This is a genomic window from Methylophaga sp. OBS3 (assembly GCF_026319325.1).
Lineage (GTDB): Bacteria > Pseudomonadota > Gammaproteobacteria > Nitrosococcales > Methylophagaceae > Methylophaga.
Genome location: NZ_JAPDMU010000001.1, coordinates 338,072 through 362,910 on the forward strand (window position 1 = coordinate 338,072; position 24,839 = coordinate 362,910).

General features: G+C 43.6%; 19 protein-coding genes. 13 read left to right on the forward strand and 6 right to left on the reverse strand.

Translation table 11 applies throughout. The annotated features are described in order from the left end of the window. The first annotated feature begins 7 nt into the window (after window positions 1–7). A complete protein-coding gene (locus OMP94_RS01640) occupies window positions 8–577 on the forward strand; it encodes a manganese efflux pump MntP family protein (protein WP_266275276.1) in 570 nt (189 codons plus the stop codon). Here OMP94_RS01640 and OMP94_RS01645 read toward each other — a convergent pair. After that, the gene (locus OMP94_RS01645; RefSeq protein ID WP_266275278.1) at window positions 574–1,494 is read right to left on the reverse strand and encodes a LysR family transcriptional regulator; all 921 of its coding nucleotides are present in this window, start codon (window positions 1,492–1,494) and stop codon (window positions 574–576) included. The two genes, OMP94_RS01640 and OMP94_RS01645, sit on opposite strands and share 4 nt — an antisense overlap. Before the next feature lie 94 nt (window positions 1,495–1,588). On the opposite strand from OMP94_RS01645, the gene OMP94_RS01650 reads away from it, so the two are divergent. The 5 genes from OMP94_RS01650 to OMP94_RS01670 all read left to right on the forward strand — a co-directional run bounded on the left by OMP94_RS01650 (window position 1,589) and on the right by OMP94_RS01670 (window position 6,696). Continuing rightward, window positions 1,589–3,787: a TonB-dependent receptor domain-containing protein gene (locus OMP94_RS01650; protein ID WP_266275280.1), complete on the forward strand. Its 2,199-nt coding sequence runs from the start codon at window positions 1,589–1,591 to the stop codon at window positions 3,785–3,787. A 70-nt stretch (window positions 3,788–3,857) separates the two neighbouring features. Then, the gene (locus OMP94_RS01655; protein ID WP_266275282.1) at window positions 3,858–4,979 is read left to right on the forward strand and encodes a PepSY-associated TM helix domain-containing protein; all 1,122 of its coding nucleotides are present in this window, start codon (window positions 3,858–3,860) and stop codon (window positions 4,977–4,979) included. Window positions 4,980–5,015: 36 nt separating this feature from the next. Beyond that, the gene (gene fae / locus OMP94_RS01660) at window positions 5,016–5,567 is read left to right on the forward strand and encodes a formaldehyde-activating enzyme (RefSeq protein WP_266275284.1); all 552 of its coding nucleotides are present in this window, start codon (window positions 5,016–5,018) and stop codon (window positions 5,565–5,567) included. 183 nt (window positions 5,568–5,750) lie between these two features. After that, a complete protein-coding gene (gene rnk, locus OMP94_RS01665) occupies window positions 5,751–6,158 on the forward strand; it encodes a nucleoside diphosphate kinase regulator (protein WP_266275286.1) in 408 nt (135 codons plus the stop codon). Window positions 6,159–6,228: 70 nt separating this feature from the next. Further along, window positions 6,229–6,696, forward strand: coding sequence for a hypothetical protein (locus OMP94_RS01670; RefSeq protein ID WP_266275288.1), 468 nt, complete (start codon window positions 6,229–6,231; stop codon window positions 6,694–6,696). A 42-nt stretch (window positions 6,697–6,738) separates the two neighbouring features. Here OMP94_RS01670 and OMP94_RS01675 read toward each other — a convergent pair whose 3' ends face one another. From OMP94_RS01675 to OMP94_RS01685, 3 genes are all read right to left on the reverse strand, one after another. Continuing rightward, window positions 6,739–7,044 carry a hypothetical protein gene (locus tag OMP94_RS01675; RefSeq protein ID WP_266275290.1) on the reverse strand — a complete coding sequence of 102 codons (306 nt, stop codon included), beginning with the start codon at window positions 7,042–7,044 and terminating at the stop codon, window positions 6,739–6,741. Between the two features lie 146 nt (window positions 7,045–7,190). Next, window positions 7,191–7,397 (reverse strand): hypothetical protein, encoded by a 207-nt coding sequence (locus OMP94_RS01680; protein WP_266275292.1) that lies wholly within the window; start codon window positions 7,395–7,397, stop codon window positions 7,191–7,193. A gap of 129 nt (window positions 7,398–7,526) precedes the next feature. Further along, window positions 7,527–8,270 (reverse strand): dienelactone hydrolase family protein, encoded by a 744-nt coding sequence (locus tag OMP94_RS01685; RefSeq protein ID WP_266275294.1) that lies wholly within the window; start codon window positions 8,268–8,270, stop codon window positions 7,527–7,529. Window positions 8,271–8,573: 303 nt separating this feature from the next. Here OMP94_RS01685 and OMP94_RS01690 point away from each other — a divergent pair, with 303 nt between their 5' ends. Then, on the forward strand, window positions 8,574–10,793 hold the full coding sequence (locus OMP94_RS01690) for an NADP-dependent isocitrate dehydrogenase (RefSeq protein WP_266275296.1): 2,220 nt from the start codon (window positions 8,574–8,576) through the stop codon (window positions 10,791–10,793). 50 nt (window positions 10,794–10,843) lie between these two features. Here the strand turns inward: OMP94_RS01690 and OMP94_RS01695 are convergent, their stop codons facing one another. Next, complete coding sequence (locus OMP94_RS01695; RefSeq protein ID WP_266275298.1) at window positions 10,844–12,247, reverse strand: TonB-dependent receptor; 1,404 nt, start codon at window positions 12,245–12,247, stop codon at window positions 10,844–10,846. A 314-nt stretch (window positions 12,248–12,561) separates the two neighbouring features. Between OMP94_RS01695 and OMP94_RS01700 the strand changes: the two genes are divergently transcribed. Both OMP94_RS01700 and OMP94_RS01705 read left to right on the forward strand, forming a co-directional pair. Next, a complete protein-coding gene (locus OMP94_RS01700; protein WP_266275300.1) occupies window positions 12,562–15,906 on the forward strand; it encodes a PAS domain S-box protein in 3,345 nt (1,114 codons plus the stop codon). Between the two features lie 2 nt (window positions 15,907–15,908). Next, window positions 15,909–16,913, forward strand: coding sequence for a response regulator (locus OMP94_RS01705; RefSeq protein WP_266275302.1), 1,005 nt, complete (start codon window positions 15,909–15,911; stop codon window positions 16,911–16,913). Window positions 16,914–16,985: 72 nt separating this feature from the next. Here OMP94_RS01705 and OMP94_RS01710 read toward each other — a convergent pair whose 3' ends face one another. Then, window positions 16,986–17,627 carry a hypothetical protein gene (locus tag OMP94_RS01710; RefSeq protein WP_266275304.1) on the reverse strand — a complete coding sequence of 214 codons (642 nt, stop codon included), beginning with the start codon at window positions 17,625–17,627 and terminating at the stop codon, window positions 16,986–16,988. A gap of 353 nt (window positions 17,628–17,980) precedes the next feature. Between OMP94_RS01710 and nirB the strand changes: the two genes are divergently transcribed. The 4 genes from nirB (at window position 17,981) to OMP94_RS01730 (ending at window position 24,794) form a co-directional block, all read left to right on the forward strand. Continuing rightward, window positions 17,981–20,413, forward strand: coding sequence for a nitrite reductase large subunit NirB (gene nirB / locus OMP94_RS01715; RefSeq protein WP_266275307.1), 2,433 nt, complete (start codon window positions 17,981–17,983; stop codon window positions 20,411–20,413). A gap of 9 nt (window positions 20,414–20,422) precedes the next feature. Beyond that, the gene (nirD, locus tag OMP94_RS01720; RefSeq protein ID WP_266275309.1) at window positions 20,423–20,728 is read left to right on the forward strand and encodes a nitrite reductase small subunit NirD; all 306 of its coding nucleotides are present in this window, start codon (window positions 20,423–20,425) and stop codon (window positions 20,726–20,728) included. A 9-nt stretch (window positions 20,729–20,737) separates the two neighbouring features. Continuing rightward, window positions 20,738–23,383 (forward strand): nitrate reductase, encoded by a 2,646-nt coding sequence (locus tag OMP94_RS01725; RefSeq protein WP_266275311.1) that lies wholly within the window; start codon window positions 20,738–20,740, stop codon window positions 23,381–23,383. A 136-nt stretch (window positions 23,384–23,519) separates the two neighbouring features. Then, window positions 23,520–24,794, forward strand: a complete 1,275-nt coding sequence (locus OMP94_RS01730) for an alginate export family protein (protein WP_266275313.1) — start codon at window positions 23,520–23,522, stop codon at window positions 24,792–24,794. Window positions 24,795–24,839 lie beyond the last annotated feature (45 nt).

Consider the following 24,839-nt stretch of genomic DNA (forward strand, 5'->3'; position numbering starts at 1 on the left):
GAACATCATGAGCTTTATTTCGATCATTTTTATTGGTTTTGCCATGTCGACAGACGCGTTTGCAGCTGCCATTGGTAAAGGGATCGCGTTACGTAAACCCAGTATTTTTACTGCTTTAAAAATTGGTGTGATTTTTGGCGTTATCGAGGCAATTACACCAGTAATTGGTTGGTTGATTGGTCAAACGGCTACCAGTTTCGTAGAAGAATGGGATCATTGGATTGCGTTAGTGTTGTTGTCAGCACTTGGCTTACATATGATTCACAACGGCTTAACTGGTCATGCCGATGGTGAAGAAAGTGAAGATGATAAGCCCAAAGTGGGCATTGTCCGCCTAGCATTAACGGGGTTGGCGACCAGCATTGATGCCATGGCTGTTGGTGTTGGCTTGGCGTTTTTAAACGTCAACATTTATCTGGTTGCAGCTGTGATTGGCTTTTGCACATTCCTGATGGTCACTATCGGCGTGATGTTGGGCCGAGTTCTCGGTCAGAAAGTGGGCGATAAAGCCGAAATCGTTGGTGGTCTGATTTTGATTTTTGTGGGCGTCATGATTGCCGTTGAACACCTCGGCTAATCTTGCCAACTGAGTGGTATATGCTGCTTTAAGACACGGATGAATTCTTGGCTACGTTGCGTTAAGTGGCCGTAGGGATACATCAGCCAAACCGGCAGCTTAGGACCAGACCAATCTGCTAAACAACGTTCCATGGTGCCGGGGTGCGCTTTTAAGCGCATCTCGGCCAGCCAGTTTGGAAAAAAGCCAACACCATTACCACGAACAATGGCATCTCCCTGTAATACCAATTGATCGGCACGTACTTTCGATAACGTAACATTCAGTGCCATGACCTGTTCATCAATATGTTGTAAAACGACTTCGCTACCTATCTGTCCTGGTGTATCAATCCATTCGTGATGTAGTAAGTCGCTCGGATGATCAATTTGATGTGTGGCTAAATAGGCTGGGCTGGCATAGATCCCCTGCGTTAAGTGACCTAGCAACTCATGGCGTAAGCCATTTTCTGGGGCATGGCCGATCCACAACACAATTTCTTCGATATCTGTGGCGACAGGTGCTTGATAGCACGTTCGTATTGATAACCGTAATTTAGGATGCTCATCCATAAAATTATTGATGAGGTTACCTAACCAGCCTCGGGTAAAACCATCATGCATGGCTAATGACAATAAGCCGCTAACTTCATCCTGAAGTGTTTCTAACTTACGTTCTAAGTCAGCTGAGAGAGCCAATTGCTTTTGGCAATACTCAATAAACACCATGCCAGCCGGAGTAGGCAATAAGCGATTAGCCTCACGCCGAAACAATGGTTGCCCCAAGTTAGACTCAATGAGTTTTAGGTTTCGACTAACCTTAGACTTAGTTGTACCAAGCTTTTCAGCCGTTTTCGTCATATTTCCTGAGCCAGCTAACTCTATCAATGTTGTGGCTGTTTGATAATCAGGAATAACGCGACTTTTTTGCTGTTCCATATTCTGCAACACGATGTCCTTTAAATGTGGGTGGTATTGTACATGATAATCATTATCATTCGCGTTTTTTACGGAAAGTTTGCAGGAGTCGCAAATGCAACAGAGAGTTGTATCAAGTAGTATCGCCCTGGCATTGATGACAAGTAGTTTTGCCGCCATTGCTGCTACTGATGAATCTGTCCAGTTAAACGATCTGGTGGTGAGTGCATCAGGTTATGAACAAAAAATCACCGAAGCACCCGCCAGTATTAGTGTTATTACTCGTGAACAGTTACAACAAAAACGCTTTGCGAATCTTGGGCAGGCCTTAGAGGATGTTGAGGGTATTGATGTTCGTCAAGGCACTGGCAAAACAGGTGGTTTAAACATCAGCATTCGTGGCTTACCTAGTGATTACACTTTGGTGTTGATTGATGGTCGTCGTCAAAATGCTGCTGGTGATGTGACACCTAATGGTTTTGGCTCAACGCAAAATAACTTTATTCCACCATTAGCGGCAATTGAGCGAATCGAAGTCATTCGCGGTCCGATGTCAACACTTTATGGCTCTGATGCCATGGGCGGTGTGATTAATATCATTACCCGTAAAGTCGGTAAGGAGTGGGGCACGTCGATGACATTAAGCAAAACGTTTAATGAAGATCGTGATTATGGCGATGACAGCATGATTAGTCTCTACAGTAGCGGGCCGTTAATCGAGGACACTTTGGGGTTAACATTACGCGGTAATATTAATCGTCGTGATGAGTCCGAGCTGTATTTTGATGATGGTACCTTGGTTAATCAACGTGGTGCTGCGCCTGTTGAAGGTCAAAACTACACCATTGGTGCCAAACTAGCTTTTACCCCAAATGAGAATCATGAGTTTGCAATTGATTTAGAACGAGGTCGGCAGGTATATGAAAATGACAACTGCCAGTTAGGTACCTTAGATGGTTTCACACGGACTTGTGAGCCAGACCCGGGTGTTGCAAGTGGTTATTCAGATCAGTTGCGTTTTGAGCGTGACCAAATTGCTTTGTTACATACTGGTGATTTTAGCTTTGGTCGTTTAACGTCTAGTTTAATGCATAACGAAACCGAGACCATTGGACGTACTTTACCGGGCGCTATCGGTGCCGATATTGGTATTCCTGGTAGTGTTGCTGGCGATGCACGTGGCTTAGTTGCTACCAATATTGTTTTTGATACGAAACTGGTTACCCAATTGACCGATCAACATCGTCTAACGCTGGGTGGTCAATGGTGGGACTCTGAACTTGAAGATGGCATCGCCTTAGAAACATTTGAGCAAAAATCTCATGCGTTTTTTGCTGAAGATGAATGGCGTTTCCACCCTGATATGGCATTAACCGTTGGTGCACGTTATGAAGATCATGAAGCGTTTGGCAGTCATATCAGCCCACGTGCTTATTTGGTCTGGAACACCACAGATTATTGGACTGTGAAAGGTGGTGTTAGTAAAGGTTATAAAACCCCATCTTTGAATGACTTACACACGGGGATTAATGGTGTTGGTGGTCAAGGAACATCGTTAAGTATTGGTTCGCCAGATTTGGAACCAGAAGAAACCACCAACACAGAAATTGGTGTGTACTTCGATAATTTCGAAAACTTCAACTTTAACGTTACCGCATTCCACAATAAGTTTGATGACAAGATTGCTCAAGGTAATGCATTAGCAAACTGTTCATCAGCCACTAACCCAAATCTACCAGGGTGTGTCAGCTTTGGTTCAATGTATACGCAAGATACATTTGACCAATTGGTCAACGTAGATGAAGCAGTAACAAAAGGTATTGAGCTTGCTGGTCGTTGGGAATTTGTCCCCAACTGGTCGATTGCGGCTAACTACACTTACACAGACAGTGAGCAAAAGAGCGGTCCAAATAAAGGCTATGCTTTAACCAACACCCCAGAACATATGTTCAATTCTAGTTTGAACTGGGATGCCACTAATAAATTACGTCTTTGGCTGAAAACCGAATATCGAAGTAAACGTGAACGTTTCTTAAGTGATTACGATGATTTAGCAGCATCACAGCAGGCTGTTTATGATGCAATTGGTGACGAGTTGAAAGCTTATACACTGTTCCACTTGGGCGGTGCGTATAAGATTTCTGATAAAACTACATTGAATGCAACAATCTACAACCTGTTTGATAAAGATTTCCTAGATGGTCGAAGTTATAACGGCGGTTACGCGTCATATTACTTTGACAGCTTCCGCTCAATTGCTGGGACTGCCGAACCTGGACGTCGTCTCTGGTTATCGATTACCACTGAGTTTTAATGTCATTTCATAACCTTGTTAGTGCCGTCTTCGGACTGCACTAACTTTTTTGTATTTAAAGAAAAGAAAAATGCGGAAATTTTTATTTGATGTTCACTGGTTGCTTGGCATCACTGCTGGCTTAATTATTACGATAGTTGGCGTAACGGGCGGTATGCTGTCATTAGAGCGTCAAATATTACAGTGGATGAATCCCGGTATTATCACGGTGACGCCAGCAGGTTCATCGCTATCTCCTGAACAGTTATTGGAAAAAGTGGCGCAACAGGCTACTGATAAAACGATTGCCAATTTAACGCTGTACCCAGAAGCAAACTTAGCTGCTGAAGTGAGGTTCGCACCATTACCGGGGCAACGTCGTGGTGAACAGCAATACCTGAACCCTTACTCTGGTGAACTACTTGGTCAACCTGTGGGACGAGAATTTTTTATTGATGTGATGCGCTTACACCGTTGGTTGTTGGCGGGTGATGTGGGTAAACAAATTGTGGGTGCTTCGACTGTTATTTTGATCGTGTTGAGCCTGACGGGGATCTATTTTCGATGGCCAAAGGGCAAAAAACGTTGGGGTTGGCGTTACTGGTTAACATGGCGAAAAGGTAAGTCAGGCCGGCCTTTTTGGTGGCAAGTACATGCAGTTGTCGGCACTTGGGTATTGCCTCTGTATATCCTTGCATGTGTAACGGGGTTGTATTGGTCTTATGAGTGGTATCGAGATGGTTTATACCAATTAACGGGTGTCGAACGACCTCAACGAGGCGGCCCAATGGCGCCAGTGCCGTCAGCTGCTGATGCTTCAATCAACACCTATTGGGCGATTTTTCAGCAAGAAGTTACTGACTATCAAAAAGCCACAATTGATTTGCCTGTTGGGGAACAATTTTCAGTTAATTTTCTATCCGCTGATGCTAAACATTTACGGGCGAACAGTCGTTGGCAGTTAGATACTCAGACATTAAATACGAATCAGGCTTTGTTTAACGATAAACCTATCGAAGAGCGCTTAATAACAAGTATGTTGCCACTGCACTCGGGGGAGTATTTTGGTTTTGTGGGGTTAATTGCGATGATGATTGCGAGTCTATTAATGCCGTTATTTTTTATTACCGGTTGGTATCTCTACCTAAGTCGGAAGAAAAAGCAGCGTCAGGCGAGTGAAAAAAAACAGACTGCTAATCTCAGAACAGCCTAAAATAGCGTTCCTCATATTTATTTATTGGAGATTTCTATGTCAGAACCTGTTTGGTTTAGAACCGCTGAAGCAACTGTGTTTGCCAGTGATGATCAGGGCACCGATGCCATGCCGGAAATTTTGATTGGTAGCACCAAAGGCCCAGCGGGTCATGCATTTGCCAATCTGATGGGCCAAACAGAAGGGCATACACGTATGTTTGCCATTCGTGCGACCAACCAGCAGGTTAAACCAGCAACCTTGATGGTACCGAAAGTCACTATCAAATCAGGTAGCTATGTTGCTTTGTTTGGTGGCCCGGTTCAGTCAGCGGTTGCAGATGCTGTTCTTGACAGTGTTATCGAAGGTGTCATCCCTAAAGAACACGCGGATGATTTGTGTATTGTTGCCATGATCTGGATTTCTCCAGATGCTGCGGCAAACCCAGATGTTGATCGTAAAGATATCTACCGCACAAACTACGAAGCAATGAAATTAGCTATCAAACGTGCAATGAGCGATCAGTCAACCATTGATGAGTTAATCGCTAACCGTCATAAAATTCACCATGAAATGTATAACCCAGAAACAGGTGAATCTCTTTGGTAGTCGGGTATATAGCCTGAACACTAAAAAGCCTCGACTTGTTCGGGGCTTTTTTATGCCTGAGTACTTGTAATAAAAAACGAATCTGCCATGATGGAGCCATCGTCTGTTCTGGACGATAATTTTCCATATAACTAAATATTTTAATGCTGGGATGAGACCCATCGTTATTGAGTGAGTAATGTTATGCAGAAACCTGATATTGTCATTTCAGAAATCGATTTAACACGCATCGAAAAGCTGTTGGCAAATATGCCAAAAACGAACGCCATTCGCATTGCTTTGGAAGAAGAGCTAGACCGTGCAGATATTGTTTCACCAGAGGAAATGCCTGCGAATGTAGTGACCATGAATTCAACGGTCACGTTTTCGCTAAATGATGCTGGTGAAGCGTTTACCTTTACCTTGGTATATCCGCAGGATATGCAAGAGAACGGAGAAACCATATCTATTCTTGCGCCAGCAGGCAGTGCCATGTTGGGCTTAAAAGTCGGCGATAAAATCAGTTGGCCTTCAGCTGATGGCAAACCGCTAATGGTCAGTGTTGCTGATATTTCCTATCAGCCTGAGCGGGCAGGGGATCTGCATCGCTAATGTTGTAGTTTGTATTCCTGTTAACGATTGTGATAACTAGAAGTTAGTCAATCCAAGCGAGACAGTGAATATGGCGAGCAATCAGATTGAGCAAAGTATGACAGTGTTAGCCCGGCACCGACTTAAGGCTTTAAAAGTCGCACTGGCCGGGCGTGGCGCTGATTTAAACCTAGTACAAAATACCTTTCATCAACTAACCGGTTTAACAAGTCTTAGATTTGTGCAAAATCATGGCTTGAGTGACGAGACTTTTCGTGAGCTCAGTATCATTGATAATTTGGCAATTCTGAATATTCAGCATTCGCACCCTGAAGTGTTGGTGAAGTTTTCTCAAGAGTCCCAGCAACTAGCGCGTTACATTGATATGCCGGCAAGGGAGTTATTGGACTTAATCTTTAAAGAAGGTGCGCGCTTTCACAATCAAGAAGCAGTGTCGGTCGCTATTCATCGTGGTTTGATTGATGATATTCAGCATGAAGCAGCGGCTTATCAAAGATTAGCAGATAAAGAGCAGCGTCAAACTAAAAGCGAGACTTGATACAATCATGCATAAAAAAGCCCGGTCATCCGGGCTTTTATTTTAACAGTTGCCTTTTTTGGCTTGGCCTGGCGGGCAATGACCTCTATGACCATCGTCAATATAAACACGACCATCATGGTGATCGTGGTGATGATCATCACCATCAGTTGTAACGGCAGCACCCGTACCAGCACCAATAGCACCACCTATGATAGCGCCTTCACGTCCACCCACTTCGTTACCAACAGCAGCACCTAAGCCACCGCCGATAGCACCGCCAACAGCGGCATCGAGTGTTTCTGAACTGTCTGCCATCACAGGCATTGCAGTAAGTGACATTGCTAACATTAAGTACTTCAAATTCATTGGTAATCCTCCATGTGACGGGATTGTCGAAAAGCATTTTTACAGGAATTTTTCCTGGGCGCTTTAACTTATGTCATGACCGGCTGGTTTTAGTGTGAACTTGTTCAAGTTATTGATTAAATTTACTTTAATTTACAAAGCCGGCGTCAGGGTTTACGGAAACGAATATCGATATGTAATGAGTCAGCTGGTATTTCTCGTTTCAGCTGCCAACCCTGCAGCAATACAAAATCGAGTGCTGTGGAGTAGTCATCAAAACTTTCATCAATGGTTTCAATGCCATTGTCAGTCTCGACAATGACCTTAAACATATCGTTATTTGCTAATGGTTCGATGCTGGCTTGTGGTTTCAAAAAACTTGTCCATTTGCTAATCACATAAATAACAGAACATATCAGTTGTGAAAATTATGTCAGTGCTACTTTATGTGAATGGTGAACAACAAAGTGCACTTCCTTATGCACTTTATGCTGTCGAACGAATTAACGCAGTGTTCGACTAAATAGGTTCAACGCCAACTGATAACCAATCATGGCAGTTTGTGCGTCATAACGACCGCCATCACCTTCATCACGCATAAACGCATGTTCAGCATTAAACTCATGCCAAGTAAACGTGATATTGGTCTCGTTAAGTTTTTGGTGGATGAGGTCCAACCCTGCTCGTGGCACATGATTGTCTTGTTTACCCCAAATCATCAACAACTCACCTTTGATGTCATCCAGACGTTCCATGCTGTGTTGACCAGGTTTATTTGGGATTTTTTGAATGTGTAAGTCGGTCGCATAAAAACAAGCCGTGCCTTTTACTTCTGGTTGTAACGCTGCACGGAAAGCTAAGTGACCACCGATGCAGTAACCCATTGCACCAATATGGCCGTTGCACCATGGTTGTTGTTTAACGAAAGCAATCATCGCTTCGTTATCAGAGTCATAGCCTTGAACATCTTTAGCTTCTTTATCTGCGTTGCCTTTGTCACGGCCAGCATCGTCATAACCCAAGACGGTACCAATTGGGTTTAGCTCATGAAAAACTTCTGGCACTAATACCGCGTAACCATGGCTTGCCATCAAACGTGCTGCACGCTCAATCGGGCCTGTTTGTTGGAAGATCTCAGAGTAAAACAAAATGACAGGGTAACTACCTTCACCAACAGGGCGATGGATATAAGTACGCATGACACCGGTTGCGGTATCCAGATCGACAAAATCGCTTTGAATTTTCATGTTGAGCTCTTATTTTTAAATGGTTTAAACGATATCAAAGCCGCTATTGTATAACGGCTAGGCCGTTTCCTGCAGATGGGATACGTTATAAATGAAGGTAATTACAGTGGTTTTACTGTTGTGTTCAGGAAATCGCTGACAGTTCCAGTATAATTCTCTGCATCGAGCACAGACCTCGTAGGTAGCTGCATTAACGTTACCGGTTCAAAATAAAAACCATGATTGCAATGTTGCAATAGTTACCTGCTTTGCCTTCTATGGCAGCAAGAGTGTCTGTTTTAAGTTGATAGATTAGGAACCAGAATGTCTAAGATTATTTATACAAAAGTTGATGAGTCTCCAGCTTCGGCAACATATTCGTTACTCCCCATCGTCCGTGCATTTACCAAGCCGGCTGATATCAGCTTTGAAATCAGTGACATTTCTCTTGCAGGTCGCATCATCGCCAACTTTCCAGAAAACTTAACCGATGAACAACGCATTCCTGATCATCTCGCTGAGCTGGGAGCATTAACGCAAGATCCGGCAACCAACATCATCAAATTACCGAATATTTCAGCATCGATTCCTCAGCTGAAAGCGGCCATTAAGGAGTTACAGGGTAAGGGCTATAACTTACCTGACTACCCAGATGCGCCGAAAAATGACGAAGAGCAAAGCGTTAAAGACCGTTATGCCAAAGTACTGGGCTCAGCAGTAAATCCAGTGTTACGTGAAGGTAACTCAGATCGTCGTGCACCTTCTGCTGTTAAAAATTATGCACGTAAAAATCCACATTTTATGGGCGAGTGGCATGCGTACTCAGCTACCGATGTCGCCCATATGGATGCCGATGATTTTTATGGCAGTGAAAAATCAGTGACATCAAATTCAGCTGATACATACAAAGTCACGTTTATTGATAACGCTGGCCAAGAAACCGTTTTAAAGAAAGCGATTCCAGTATTAGCCGGTGAAGTTGTTGACGCAACGCGGATGCGAGCAAGCAGTTTACAAGCGTTTTATGCTGATTCGATTGCTAAAGCCAAACAACAAAATGTGCTGTTATCACTGCACTTGAAAGCCACGATGATGAAGGTGTCTGACCCCATCTTGTTCGGCTTTGCTGTCAAAGTGTATTTCAAATCCTTGATTGAAATACACGCGGCTTTATTCGACGAATTAGGTGTTAACTTTAATAATGGTCTGGGCGATCTTTACAGCCGTTTAGAAAACGTTGATCCCGAAACCAAAGCACAAATCGAAGCGGATATTGCTGCTGTTTATGCAGAGCAACCTGGTTTGGCGATGGTTGACTCAAATAAAGGCATCACCAATTTCCACGTTCCGTCAGATGTTATCGTTGATGCATCCATGCCAGCCATGATTCGTGCTGGCGGTAAGATGTGGGATAAAGATGGCCAGCAGCAAGATACTTTGGCAATGATCCCAGATCGTTGTTATGCCGGTGTATATAAAACGGTTATTGACGATTGCAAAGCTAAAGGTGCGTTAGATCCTGTCACCATGGGGACGGTGCCAAATGTTGGTTTGATGGCACAAAAAGCCGAAGAGTACGGCTCACATGACAAAACCTTTCAAGCTGCTGCGGATGGCAAAATTATTGTTACCAACGAGCAGGGTGAAACTGTATTTGAGTTTGATGTTGAAAACGGTGATGTATTCCGTATGTGTCAAACCAAAGATGAGCCAATTCAAGATTGGATCAAACTGGCTGTAACACGTTCACGTTTGTCTAAAACCCCAGCTATTTTCTGGTTAGATCAAAACCGTGCTCATGACGCACAACTTATCAGTAAAGTGCATCAATACTTACCTGATTACGATACCTCTGGTCTGGATATTCGTGTGTTAGATCCTGTTGTTGCGACACAAATTACGCTTGATCGCATGCGTTCAGGTAAAGACACAATCTCAGTTACCGGTAACGTATTACGTGACTACAATACTGACTTGTTCCCAATTTTAGAACTAGGTACATCAGCTAAAATGCTGTCTGTTGTGCCATTGATGCAAGGCGGTGGTTTGTTTGAAACAGGTGCTGGCGGTACCGCGCCAAAATTATTGACCCAATTGATTGAAGAAAACCACTTAAGCTGGGATTCTCTGGGGGAATTAATGGCGTTGGCAGCTTCATTGGAGCATTTGGCAAATACCCAGAACAATAACAAAGCGATGGTTTTGGCTAATACCTTAGATGCTGCAACGGGAAGATTACTTCAAGAAAACCATGCACCAAAAGAAGCGACTGGTGACTTGGATAATCGCGGCAGTCATTTCTACTTGGCACTGTATTGGGCAGAAGCACTGGCTGAGCAAACAGATGATGCTGAGTTAAAAGCTGTCTTTGCACCAGCAGCCAAAGCTATGCGTGAAAGTGAAGTTAAAATCATTGCAGACTTCACGGCTGTGCAGGGTAATAAAGTTGATATGGGCGGTTATTACCTACCTGACGACGAGAAGATGCTCAAAATCATGAGACCGAGCGAAACCTTTAATCAGATTTTGCAAACATTGTCTTAATCCCAAAAAAGCCCTCACAGAGGGCTTTTTTTTATGGATGAAAACTTTATTTAAGCCGAATAACCAAATAATTTTTGTGATTTGATTTTATCAGCAACCACCTCAGGGACGAATGCCTCCCAACCTGTTGTGTTGTTGGTAATCATATGCAATACATCTGGCGAGAATATACGAAGGTAGTCTTCATTAAACGACGTGATTTGCTCTAGTAAGTTGCCTTGTTTTAAATACTCGTAGAGGTGAACTTGTTTATCGTCAACTTTCAAATTGTCGACTTTAAACAGCGTGCCAGTTTCGGCATCTTTAAACGGGTAAATATAGAGTTTGACATTGTGTTTAAATAATCGGCCAAACGCTTCCAAAATGCCGCCATTCAGTGCGACGTAGTATTTATCGTTAAAAAGTTCGACCAGACTGTGAGCCCCCATGGTTAGACCAATTCGTCTGTCTGTATATCGAGATAAATAAGTCGCTAACCGGTAATATTCTGGATAGTTGGAGATCATGACCGTATGGCCTGTTGCCTCTAATACATCTGCCCGACAAATAAAGTCTTCAAGGTCGATACCATCGTCACCACTGTGCAAATTATGCATCGTGATTTCCATGATTGAGACTGTTTCATTGGGTGGTGAGTTATCTTCAGCCTCAAATTGCTTTCTAGCTGCATTAAGCATATCTATATTGACGTGGGTTACCGGACGGAAACGACCACGCTCAACCAAAATATTCTTCTTACGAAGATGCTCAGATGGCTGCAATACTTTGCCATCGGCAGAAAACATCGCAGCTTCACTTAAACCTAGCTGAACCAGCCGTAGGCTAATCACCCGATTATCAACATGTAAAAAGGCATCACCGTGTAAATCAACCATATCCACCTCAATACGATCGGTAGAGAGGTTATCGAGTAATGATTTCACCAACATATCGGGATTATGGCTGTAGTAAAAAGCGCCATAAATCAGGTTAACGCCAATAATCCCCAAGGCTTCTTGTTGAAGTGCATTTTCGTTATCGAGCATGCGTACATGGATGATGATATTACTAGGCGCTGCATGCGGGCTGGTTTGAAATCGAATACCCAGCCAGCCATGACATTCGTTGGTGCCATGGTAATTGCGTGCAGAGACCGTATCAGCAAAGGCGAAAAAGGCCGTGTCATCACCGCGTTGTTCATTAAGACGCTCAAGGTTAAGGTTATATTCCAACTCAAGCATGTCTTCTAAACGTTCACGACAGACGTAGCGGGGGGCTTTTCCGTAAATATCATCACTAACTTTCATGTCGTAAGCAGAGATACTTTTGGCAATCGTGCCAGCAGCACCGCCAACACGGAAAAACCATCTCACCACTTCCTGTCCAGCACCAATTTCAGCAAATGATCCATAACGAAGGTTATCAAGGTTAACTTCAAGAGCTTTGGCACCGGCAGTTAAAATCTTGCTTTCCATAATGTTTCGCTACTCCTTGTGGTAAAAGTTGGGTCTGTGAAATAGGTTGTTTTTTACATAGGCTGCTAAAAAAGTGACCTCTTTCACATGATGTCGACGCGTCAGTCACTACTATAAGCACATTAACAAAGGAATTTATCCCTTGCTAACTCACTTGTTTGCTGCGGATACTTGTATGCAACTAAATCATGGGCGAACAATTTTGAAGAGTGGTTTAGTTTGTAATGAAATTGCCGTTAACATGTAAAACTTGGCAATATCCCAATTGCTTTAGTTCACCTTAGACGTTAAGTAGCTGAATATCGGTAAAGAAAATGGAATGGTTTGATAGTTTTTTTATTACTCATCATGAGTATGCAGATCACATCGTAGGTAGTTACAACTACACACTTGTTGCATTTTCGATAGCCATTTCTGCTGTTGCTTCATTTATGGCGCTTCATTTTGCGTCAATGGCAAAGATTATCACTACCAAAGGTCAGCGCCATATCGCCATTATTGCTGGAGCATTCTTAATGGCGGGTGGCGTTTGGTGTATGCATTTCGTCGGCATGATGGCTTATGACATGGGCATGCATGTCACCTACAACATACCGATAACACTCATTTCTTTTGTACCAAGCCTGATTGCTTCCTACATCACCATAAGGATTTTGACCAATCCTGGGTTAAGGTTGAAGCAAATCGTCATGGGTAGTGTCTTGGTCGGTGCCGGCATTGGTCTCATGCATTACATTGGTATGGCAGCCATGGAGATGGATGTTGAGCTGCAGTACATCCCAAGTTGGTTTGTTGCATCCATCATCGTTGCTGTGGTGTTGGCTTTTGTTGCGCTTACGGTACGTCAATATCTTCGTCGCTACTGGCCGGCTGCACCTATTAATATCATCGATGGTTTAAGTGCCGTGATTATGGGCTTGGCTATTTCAGCCATGCATTACACAGGCATGGGGGGCGCACGATATCTCAGTGATACGACTGAGATGATTCCACATGTTGAAGGTGAGCACCTTCATCTGTCTTACACCGTGACGTTGATCGTTTTATTGTTATTAATGCTTGCTGGTACAACAGCCTCAAAGCTTCGTTATCGTCAATTATTGTTAGAAAAAACGACCAGCGAGCTTCGTTTAAAAACGATTATGGAAACAGCGGTTGATGGCATTGTCACTATTGATACTGATGGCATCATTCAGGACTTTAATGAATCAGCACAAAACATTTTTGGTTGGCAAGCTGAAGAGGTGATTGGTAAGTCTTTCATGATGTTTGTCCCTAAAGAAGCACATTCTGAGTATGCAAGTTATTTAGAAGATTTTAAAAACACAGGTAAGACACAGCTAACGGGGCAAGCTCGAGAAGTTCTGGCGCTGCATCGTAATGGCAATACTTTTCCGATTCGTCTCGGTGTTGGCCATGTTTACCAAAAATCGTTTGGCTCATTATTTGTGGGGTTTATCACAGATATTTCTGAGCGCTGGGCGATGGAAGATAAACTCCGCAAGAGTGAAGAACAATTCAGCTCGCTTATCAAGAATATTCCTGGTGCGACTTTCCGTTGTTTGATTGATGAGTACTGGACGGCCATTTTTGTTAGTGATGCTGTTGAAGACCTCAATGGCTGGGCGCCTGAAGACTTTTATAACAAGCGAATACATTTTGCTGATTTGATTCATCCCGATGATGTTGAAAAAGCAAATCAAGCAGTTGCAAAAGCCCTGGAAGATAAGTCCAGTTACACCCTTGAATTTCGCATGCAACATAGGGATGGCCATTATGTGAATGTCCTGGAAAATGGCACGATAATGGAAGATTCTCATGGCGAATTGTGGATTGATGGCTTGATTTTAGACATCAGCGAGCGAGTAGAGATGGAAGAGAATTTACGCTCTGCCAAAGTTATCGCTGAGCAATCTGCTGAGAGTAAAGCCCGCTTCCTTGCCAATATGAGCCATGAAATTCGTACGCCAATGAATGCAATCATTGGTTTTACCGACATCCTTATTGATGCAGATGATCTGGCTGGCGAAAATCAGAAACATCTGAAAACTATCAGTCAATCTGCACGCTCATTAATGCACCTGCTTAATGATGTTTTGGACAGTGCCAAGCTCGAAAAAGATAAGGTTGAATTAGAAGAAACGCCATTTGATTTAACACGGCTTGTTGATTCGGTCATTTCAACCCTTTGGTTACAGGCTAAAAATAAAGGGCTTTACCTTAACTTTGAAATGCAACCAGCTATTCACACCGCCTACATTGGTGACGAAAATCGACTGCGTCAGGTCTTACTCAATATTCTCGGCAATGCAATTAAGTTTACTGAAAAAGGTGGCGTCACACTGTTGGTATCAGTGACAACTGATAAGAAAATTCGCTTTGAAATACAAGACACCGGTATCGGAATGAACAAATCCACTTTAGAGAAAGTGTTTGAACCTTTCTCCCAAGCGGACGCATCAATGAACCGTCGATTTGGTGGTACTGGTCTGGGTACCACCATCTCAAAGCAACTGGTTGAGCTAATGGGCGGCGAATTAAAAGCCACCAGTGAAGTGAATGTTGGTAGTGTGTTTTTCTTTGAAATTTTGCTGCAACAAACACGCGCTTTACCTGAGAGCTCAGCTGAAAATGGGTTGTTTGCTTTACCTGTACTGAAGGTCTTAATTGCTGACGATATTCCACAGAACCTGACGTTATTGTCATTGCTATTAAAACGACAGAAGCATGAAGTTTATCAAGCCGAGAATGGCGAACAGGCCATTGCAAAATTTAAAGAGTTGCGTCCAGATATCGTACTGATGGATTTGCAAATGCCGGTGATGGATGGCTTTACTGCTGCCAAAATGATTCGTGAGTTTGAGCATGAAAATGACTTGACTGAGACCCCGGTTATCGCATTAACAGCCAGCGTATTATCTGATGATCGCGTTGAGGCTAAAGATGCCGGCATGAATGGTTTTGCCAATAAACCTATCGATTTAAAAGCACTCACTGCTGAAATGGCCAGAGTATTAGGACTACTTGACGACAATACAGTAGCGTCGATAGATAGTGATAACAAATCAGCTAACGAGCTTAGTCAGATTGATGTCGAACAGGGCACTTCATTGTGGGGAGATAAAGCCACCTACATAAAAGAAATTCAGCGATTTATCTCAGAGCATGAAAACGTTGGCGAAAAGCTCGACAAACAATTTGCTGAAGAAAAGTATGAAGAGTTGGGCCGTTTTACGCATAACCTGAAAGGTTTAACCGGTAACTTGGCGCTTCGAAAACTGTATTACTTTTTTACGGCTCTTGAGCAGCATTTAATTGAAAAAAATATGGCTGCATCAGAACAAGTTATTGTCGACATTAAAGCGGCAATAAACGTATTAATTGATGAGTTAGCCAGTATTGGCGACCTCGCTCTTGCTGACACTTCTGAGGATAGGGCAAAACTGACAATTGAAGAAAGTATGGCGATGGTTAATAAGCTGATTAGCCTGTCAGAGATGGGCGAATTAGATGAAACTATGGTCGATAATTTGGTTGGTGGTATAACATCAGACTTACATAGTTTGGCGGTAGAGGTGAAAAATGCCATCATCAACTTTGATTTTGCTGCTGCCAAGCAACATTTAGTTGCGCTTCAGCATGAGCTTACACGTTTATAAACATGACTATAAGTAATGCGACAACACCTCGGCTACTGATTGTCGATGATGAACCCACAAACTTGAGAGTACTCAGGCAAGTACTTCAAGATCCTTACAAATTGTCTTTTGCTCGCTCAGGGCAAGATGCTTTGGACCTGGTCGCTAAAGAACCTCCGGATCTTATTTTATTAGACATCATGATGCCCGAAATGACAGGGCTTGAAGTTTGTAAACGCTTAAAAGCGGATCCTAATTACGCACACATTCCGGTTATTTTTGTTACGGCTTTAGAAGATAGTGTTGATGAGGCACAAGGCTTTGAGGTTGGGGCTGTTGATTACATAGTGAAACCTATCGTGCCATCAACGGTATTGGCGCGGGTGAAAACGCATATCTCTCTGGTACGTGCAGATGAACTCAGAGCCACACAGATCGATTTGATTCAACGTCTGGGACGAGCGGCTGAGTACAAAGATAATGAAACGGGTTTGCATGTTAAACGCATGAGTCATTACGCCAAGATCATTGCCATGGCCTATGGTTTTGATGAGTTTACTGCTGACGAATTAATGATGGCAGCGCCAATGCACGATATCGGCAAAATTGGTATCGCCGATAATATTTTGCTCAAACCGGGCAAGTTAACGCCCGAAGAATTTGAGGAAATGAAAAAGCACACCTTGATAGGCGCCGAAATCTTAGCGAATTCGCGTTCACGTTTGATTAAATTAGCCCATACCGTGGCGATAGCGCATCATGAAAAGTGGGATGGCTCCGGTTATCCAAATGGACTTAAAGGTGAAGAAATTCCAATTGAAGCGCGGATTGTGGCTATTGCAGATGTCTTTGATGCTTTGACCAGTGCAAGGCCATACAAAGCCGCCTGGAGTGTTGAGGATGCGATTGAGTTTCTCCAATCTCAGGCAGGTAAACATATCGATCCTGCGTTGCCTGATATTCTAGTAGCCAATCTACCGGAAATTCTCAAAATTAAAGCGAAGTTCTCAGAAGAAACTGAGCATTGAACTTTAGCTAAAAGACAGAATAAAAAAAGCCTTCGATTAAGAAGGCTTTTTTTATTGGTGCATTAATGCAAACTATTCTTCTTCAACCACTTCACTATAATCTTCACGGTAGCTGATACCCGCACCTTTTGGCTGCTTATGCAGGACCATACTGTTGTTACCAATGGTGATTTTGAAGCTATCTTCTTCAACGTCTGATACTTCGTACTGGGTTAAATCAATAAACAGCATATTGCCACTGAGACGAGCGATACTGTCATCAGGCTGCACCCAATAAGTCTTTTCATCTTCATAGTAGGTGACTAATTCTGAGTAAGTCGCCATACCTTCTTCTGACTCGGTAAATGTCATCGCAAAAACAAATTCACCTTGTTCGCCAATCCACGTCGAGTCTGCCAGCATGCTGTAGTCAATACCCCGCGTCATGGTGAAATCACCGGTATGTAAGTTGCCATCTTCTTTTAATGTCAAAAAGTGGTTTGGTAAATCCATATCACTGCTTAAGGTGATGACATTATCCGTACTGTCATACTGATAGTGTGCAGTCGCGATGTCTTCGCCACCTTTATTAATCTGTACTTCACCACCTGGCATAAACTCATAGCTGGTCAAACCATCTGGCTCAATAAATCTGCCATCAAAATCTTGACTATCACTACAGGCAATCAAAGCTGCTGACGCGCCGATGGTCAAAAGCCATGCGAAGGATTTCATCAGATATAACTCCATAGACAATATAAATACTCAGGGCAGAGGATACCTTGATTGCCTGGCCTCGCAAAGTTATCACCATGAATTGTTGAGTGATTAAACCGAGGGGAATGTGTTTTTGTTTGTCAGAAGATACAAAAAAACGACTTGGAGTGGCTCGCACATCTGAGTATGAGGTGAATAAAGTCATATTTAGTGCCAGTAAAAATGATCAAAAATAGTGCAAAAAATGAAAAATAAAGCACCAAATTTGAACGTTATAGATGTGTAGAAAAATAAAATCTTTAAAAAACAATAGTATAAAATTGGCACGTAACTTGCCGTATGTAGATAAAAATATACATTCGGAGTGGTCAATGAAAGAGAAGTTAGTCCTCATTGGTAATGGTATGGCCGGTGTGCGAACACTTGAGGAGCTTTTAAAGCTGGCACCAGAAAAGTATGACATCACCGTTTTTGGTGCCGAACCTTATGGCAATTACAACCGAATCATGTTGTCACCTGTACTGGCGGGCGAGAAAAAAATTGATGAAATCATCATCAATGATCGTGATTGGTATGCCGACAATGACATTACCTTGCATACCGGTAAGACGGTTACCAAGATTGACCGGACCAAACGTCAAGTCATCGCTGAAGACGGTACGGTTGCAGACTATGATCGATTGCTTTTGGCGACTGGCTCGAATCCCTTTATTTTGCCGCTGCCAGGTAAAGATCTTGAAGGTGTGATTAGCTTTCGAGACATTGCCGATGTTGATTTCATGATAGAAACTGCCCGCAATCACAAAAAAGCTGTGGTTATTGGTGGTGGTTTATTAGGTCTTGAAGCAGCAAATGGCTTAATGATTCAAGGTATGGATGTCACCGTGGTTCATCGTAGTGATGTACTGATGGATATGCAGCTTGATAAACCTGCATCAGAATTGATGTTGTCTGAGCTGGAAAGCAAAGGCATGAAGTTCTTGATGGAACATGACACCACTGAGCTAAGTGGTGACAAGCGTGTAGAAAGAATTCATTTTCGTGATGGCACCTCTGTAGAGGCTGATTTGGTGGTCATGGCAGTGGGGATTCGCCCAAACATCGCACTTGCACAATCAGCAGGTATTCATTGTGAACGCGGTATCGTTGTTGACGATACGCTGCAAACATTTGACCCACGTATTTATGCGGTAGGTGAGTGTGTACAGCATCGTAACCAGACATTTGGTTTGGTCGCGCCATTGTTTGAGCAATCAAAAGTGTGTGCGAATCACCTTGCCCAAATGGGGATTGCCCGCTTTATGAGTGCGGTGACATCAACCAAGTTAAAAGTCACTGGTATCGATTTATTTTCTGCTGGTAACTTCAACGGTGATGAAAATACCGAAGATTTAATTTTCAAAGATGCCGCACGTCATATCTACAAAAAGCTGGTCATTCGTGATGACAAGCTAGTCGGTACGGTGTTATTTGGTGACACGGTTGATGGTGCTTGGTACTTCCAGTTAATGCGTGATGAGACCGATGTATCGACTATGCGTGACAGCATGTTGTTTGGTCAACATCATCTTGGTGATTCAGGGCACGGTGCCAATAATGCTGCTGATGGTTTAGCGGATGATGCCGAAGTGTGTGGTTGTAACGGGGTTTGTAAAGGCGATATCACCAAAGCGATTAGCCAAGAAAATCTGTTTACGCTTGATGAAGTGCGTGCCCATACCAAAGCGTCTGCTTCATGTGGTTCATGTACCGGTTTGGTTGAACAAATTTTAGCATCAGCACTAGGCGGTGATTTTTCAGAAACACCGAAGAAGAAAGCCATGTGTGGATGTACTGAACTGACCCATGATGAGGTCAAACAAGCCATCAAAGCCCAAGAGCTGAAATCAATTCCTGACTTGATGGAAAAACTGGAGTGGAAAAACGCTGATGGCTGCCATAGCTGCCGCCCTGCATTGAACTATTACCTGCTCAGTGCTTGGTCTAAAGAGTACGTTGATGATCCGCAATCACGATTCATCAATGAGCGGGTGCACGCCAATATCCAAAAAGATGGTACTTACTCTGTGGTGCCACGGATTTGGGGCGGTGTGACCAACCCTAGAGAATTAAGGGCAATTGCAGATATTTCTGATAAATACCAAGTGCCAACGGTAAAAATAACAGGTGGTCAGCGTATCGACTTACTTGGTATCAAAAAAGAAGATTTACCCGGTATGTGGCAAGACCTAAGTGATGCTGGTTTCGTCTCTGGTCATGCTTACGGTAAATCACTGCGTACCGTGAAAACCTGCGTTGGTTCTGAGTGGTGTCGTTTTGGTACACAAGACTCAACAGGTCTGGGTATTGATATCGAAAAAATGACTTGGGGCTCATGGACGCCGCATAAATTCAAAATCGCGGTATCAGGTTGTCCACGAAATTGTGCCGAAGCCACCATTAAAGATTTTGGTGTGGTTTGTGTCGACTCAGGTTACGAATTACACATCGGTGGTAATGGCGGTATCAAAGTAAGAGCCACTGACTTTTTAACCAAAGTTGCAACAGCTGACGAAGCCAAAGAATACACCGCAGCCTTTATGCAACTGTATCGTGAACATGCACATTATCTAGAAAGAACAGCACCATGGATTGAACGCGTTGGCCTTAACTTTGTGAAGGAAAAACTGGTTGAGGATGACGATAACCGTAAAGCATTGGCTGCTCGTTTCCATGAGTCACAAGAAAATGCACAAGTTGATCCTTGGGCAGAAGAAGCAGCGAAAAACCGCCGTGCTTATATTCCAATTAAACAAGTCGTTTGAGGTAAAAAGATGAACTGGACTGAAATCGGCGCGTTGACAGATATTCCTGTTAAAGGCTCTCGTGTTGTTGCGACCGCCAATGGTGATATCGCGATTTTTCGCACTACCTCTGATGACGTATTTGCACTGACAGATCGCTGCCCGCATAAACATGGGCCTTTGTCACAAGGCATTGTTCATGGTGATCGTGTTACTTGCCCATTACATAACTGGGTTATTGATATGCACTCAGGTGAAGCCATGGGCCCTGACGTTGGCTGCACCAAAAAGTTTGAAACCAAAGTGGAAAGTGGCGTTGTTTACTTAGCCCTATAGGAATCGATTTTGACTCAGCAAAAACCTGTCTTTACAACCTGTCCCTACTGCGGTGTTGGCTGCGGTGTGCAAGCCACACCTAAGTCAAACGGCACAGTAGCGATCAAAGGTGACACCTCGCACCCAGCCAATTTGGGGCGTTTGTGTTCGAAAGGAGCAGCGTTAGGTGAGACAGTAAAATTAGATGGTCGATTGTTATATCCGTATGTCGATGGTCAGCGTGTCAGTTGGGATAGTGCGCTTGATACTGTCGCGAATGGTTTTCAAAAAATCATTAATGAACATGGCCCAGAAGCCGTGGCATTTTATGTCTCAGGGCAATTGCTGACCGAAGACTATTACGTTGCCAACAAGCTAATGAAAGGTTTTATTGGTAGCGCCAATATTGATACCAACTCACGCCTGTGTATGTCATCGGCAGTGGCGGGCTATAAACGGGCATTTGGTTGTGATGCGGTGCCTAATAACTATGAAGATCTGGAACAAGCGGATCTGCTGGTTATCGAAGGCTCAAACACCGCTTGGTGTCATCCTGTGGTGTTTCAACGGATAACCGCAGCAAAACAAGCTAACTCAAAGCTAAAAGTCATTGTGATCGATCCGCGTAAAACGGCGACCTGTGAAATCGCTGACTTACATTTGCCATTAAAGCCCGGTACTGATGCGGTCTTGTTTAATGGCTTATTGAATTATCTGCGTCGTGAAGACTATCTGGATTGGGGATTTCTTGAGGCGCACACCGAGGGCTTTTCTGCGGCGCTAGCCAAAGCTAAAGATACTGCCGGCAATGTGCCAGAAGTAGCTAAAAACTGTGAGTTACCTGAGCAAGACGTGGCTCGATTTTTTCAGATGTTTGCGTCAACCAGCAAAGTCATCACCTTGTATTCACAAGGCGTTAATCAGTCATCATCTGGTACAGATAAAAGTAACAGCATCATCAACTGTCACTTAGCAACTGGCCGAATTGGTCTACCGGGTATGGGGCCGTTTTCAATAACAGGTCAACCCAATGCCATGGGCGGTCGTGAAGTGGGTGGGTTGAGTAATCAATTAGCCGCACATATGGATTTAGATAATCCAACTCACCATGATTTGGTGTCACGCTTTTGGCAAACAGACAATCTAGCCAATCAAGCCGGTGCGAAAGCCGTGGATATGTTCCAAGACGTTGCCAGTGGCAAGATCAAAGCGATTTGGATCATGGCAACCAATCCGGTGGTCAGCATGCCAGATGCTGATGCTGTAAAAAATGCATTAGCAAAATGTGAGTTAGTGGTTGTTTCAGATTGCGAAGCCAATACAGATACCACGCAATACGCTAATGTTTTATTACCAGCACAGGCGTGGGGTGAAAAGGATGGTACGGTAACCAACTCTGAACGTCGTATCAGCCGCCAACGCCAATTTTTACCTTCACCAGGCGAAGCGAAGCCTGACTGGTGGATCATCAGCCAAGTGGCTGCACGCTTAGGTTTTGAAAAAGCATTTCCTTATAAGACAGCAGTACAGATTTTCCGTGAACATGCTGCGTTATCTGCTTTTGAAAATGAAGGCAGCCGACTGTTTAATTTGAGCATGCTGACCGATATGTCGGCGTTGGAATACGACACACTTCAACCAGTGCAATGGCCGGTCACCAAATCAGCACCCGCAGGCACGCCACGTTTATTTGCAGATCGTCATTTTTATACCGAAAGTGGCAAGGCACGGATGATTCCGGTCGAACCAAGATTGCCATTTCATGCAACTTGTGAAGATTACCCATTGATTTTGAATACCGGTCGTATTCGCGATCAATGGCACACCATGACAAGAACTACTCGCGCCCCTCAGCTCAATACCCATATTGATGAACCTTTTGTACAGATTCATGCGGTAGATGCTGATAAATGGCAGCTTGAGCAAAATGGACTCGCCGAACTAAGCAGCCGTTGGGGACGTATGGTCGTACGCGTATCAATTACCGCAGAACAACGTCAGGGCAGTGTGTTTGTGCCTATGCACTGGAATCAACAAACCGCCTCAATGGCCCGTGTTGATGTATTAGTGGCACCTGTCACTGATCCAATTTCTGGACAACCGGAATCCAAACATACCCCCGTGAATATCAAGCCATACCGACCAAGTTGGTACGGGTTTATTTTTTCTCGCCAGCGCCTACAAATCGAATCACCTGAATATTGGGTCAGTATTCGCGGCGAAAAATTCTGGCGCTACGAATTAGCAGGACTGACAACACTGAGTGATCCAATGAACTGGGCCAAACAACTCCTAGGTGAAGAAGGGGAGTGGCTGGATTTCATGGATAAGAAAGCAGGCCGTTATCGCACCGGTAAGGTGGTCGATGGTCGCTTAGAAGGTGTTGTTTATGTCTCGCCCAAGCCTGATTTGCCTAGCCGTTCATGGCTGAGCCAACTGTTTCAGGCGGAAAAGCTTTCTGATGCCGAACGTATGAATTTACTGATCGGTAAACCCACAACAGGACAGGTCGATATTGGTCGTGTCGTCTGTGCTTGTTTTGGGGTTGGTGAAAATACGTTATGTCAGAAAATTGCCAACGGTGAAGTTGGCTCTGTCGAAGAAATTGGACAGAAATTAAAAGCAGGTACCAACTGTGGTTCCTGTATTCCGGAGTTAAAAAAATTATTGGGTTAGGGCCCGCATACCCTGACGCAATTCTTAGTGACACATTTTTGCTGGTCAACTGCATCGTCGCAGGCACTTTTAAATTATTTAGCAATGAAATCATGGCTGAAAGAGCTCAGCTGTGCCTTTTATAAGGAAAAAAAAGATGTCGATGTTACAAAAACCAGTATCTCTGGCAGTGATTGCTGCCGGTTTAAGTAGTATGAGTGTAGCCAGCAATGCGATGGCGGAAGATGCTTTTATTGAAGCTTTGACGGGTGGCAAAGTAAGCTTTTCTGCCCGTGCCCGATATGAGCACGTGGATCAGGATAATGCGTTAAAAAATGCTGAAGCACTGACTTTACGCACCAGTTTAGGCTATAAAACTGGCGCTTTTCATGGGTTTAGTGGTTTTATTGAATTTCAAGATGTTTCACATCTTGGTTCAGACCGTTTTAATGCTGCGGGCACCAATGGTGAGCCAGATTACTCGGTGGTCGCTGATCCAGAAGGTACCGATGTAAATCAGGCCTATTTGGCATTTAATGGTTTTGATACCGAGTTTCGTTTCGGTCGTCAGGAGATTACTTACCGCCAAGCACCGTTTCACCGCTTTATCGGTAATATTTTATGGCGTCAAAACCATCAATCATTTGATGCGTTTTCCGTTACCAATAAATCATTTGAAAACTTAACTTTGAACTACGCCTATATTGATGAAGTTCATACAATTTTTGGTGATGATAAAACCGATGCGGCGGCATTGATCTTTGATGGTGATATCGCCATGGATAGCCACCTGTTTAATGTTCAATACACTGGCCTGCCAATTGGTACTTTGGAAGGTTATACCTACTTGCTGGATTATGAAGATTCAGCATTAGATTCTGCTTTCTCACGCGCCACTTATGGTGCGAGATTATCCGGTGCAAAACCATTAAATGATGCATTCACCATGGTTTACACCGCAGAGTATGCAACACAAGACGACTATGCTGATGGAGAAATGGACCAGCAAGATTACTACCTGCTTGAGTTAGGTACGAAATACAAAGGTTGGTTAGTTAAGCTGTCACATGAAGTACAAGAGGGTGATGGCACATTTAGTTTCCGTACACCTTTAGGTACTAACCATGCTTTCCAAGGCTGGGCGGATATGTTTTTGGCGACACCAACCCAAGGGCTTGAAGATACGTTCGTGACGGTTGTGGGCAATGTGTTCGGTGCCAAACTGGTTGTGGCTTACCATGATTTTGAAACGGACGAAGGCAGCTTAGATGCCGGTAATGAATTGGATGTGATGTTAAGCAAAACATTCAATAAACATTACACGCTAGAGTTGAAATACGCTGACTATAACGCTGATTCAGAATACTCAGCTGTTAACCCAATGTCAGTGGATACGGAAAAATTCTGGCTGACAGGCTCAATTAGTTTTTAATGTTCTACCAAAAACCGGATCAGTTCTAAAAAGGCTGATCCGGTT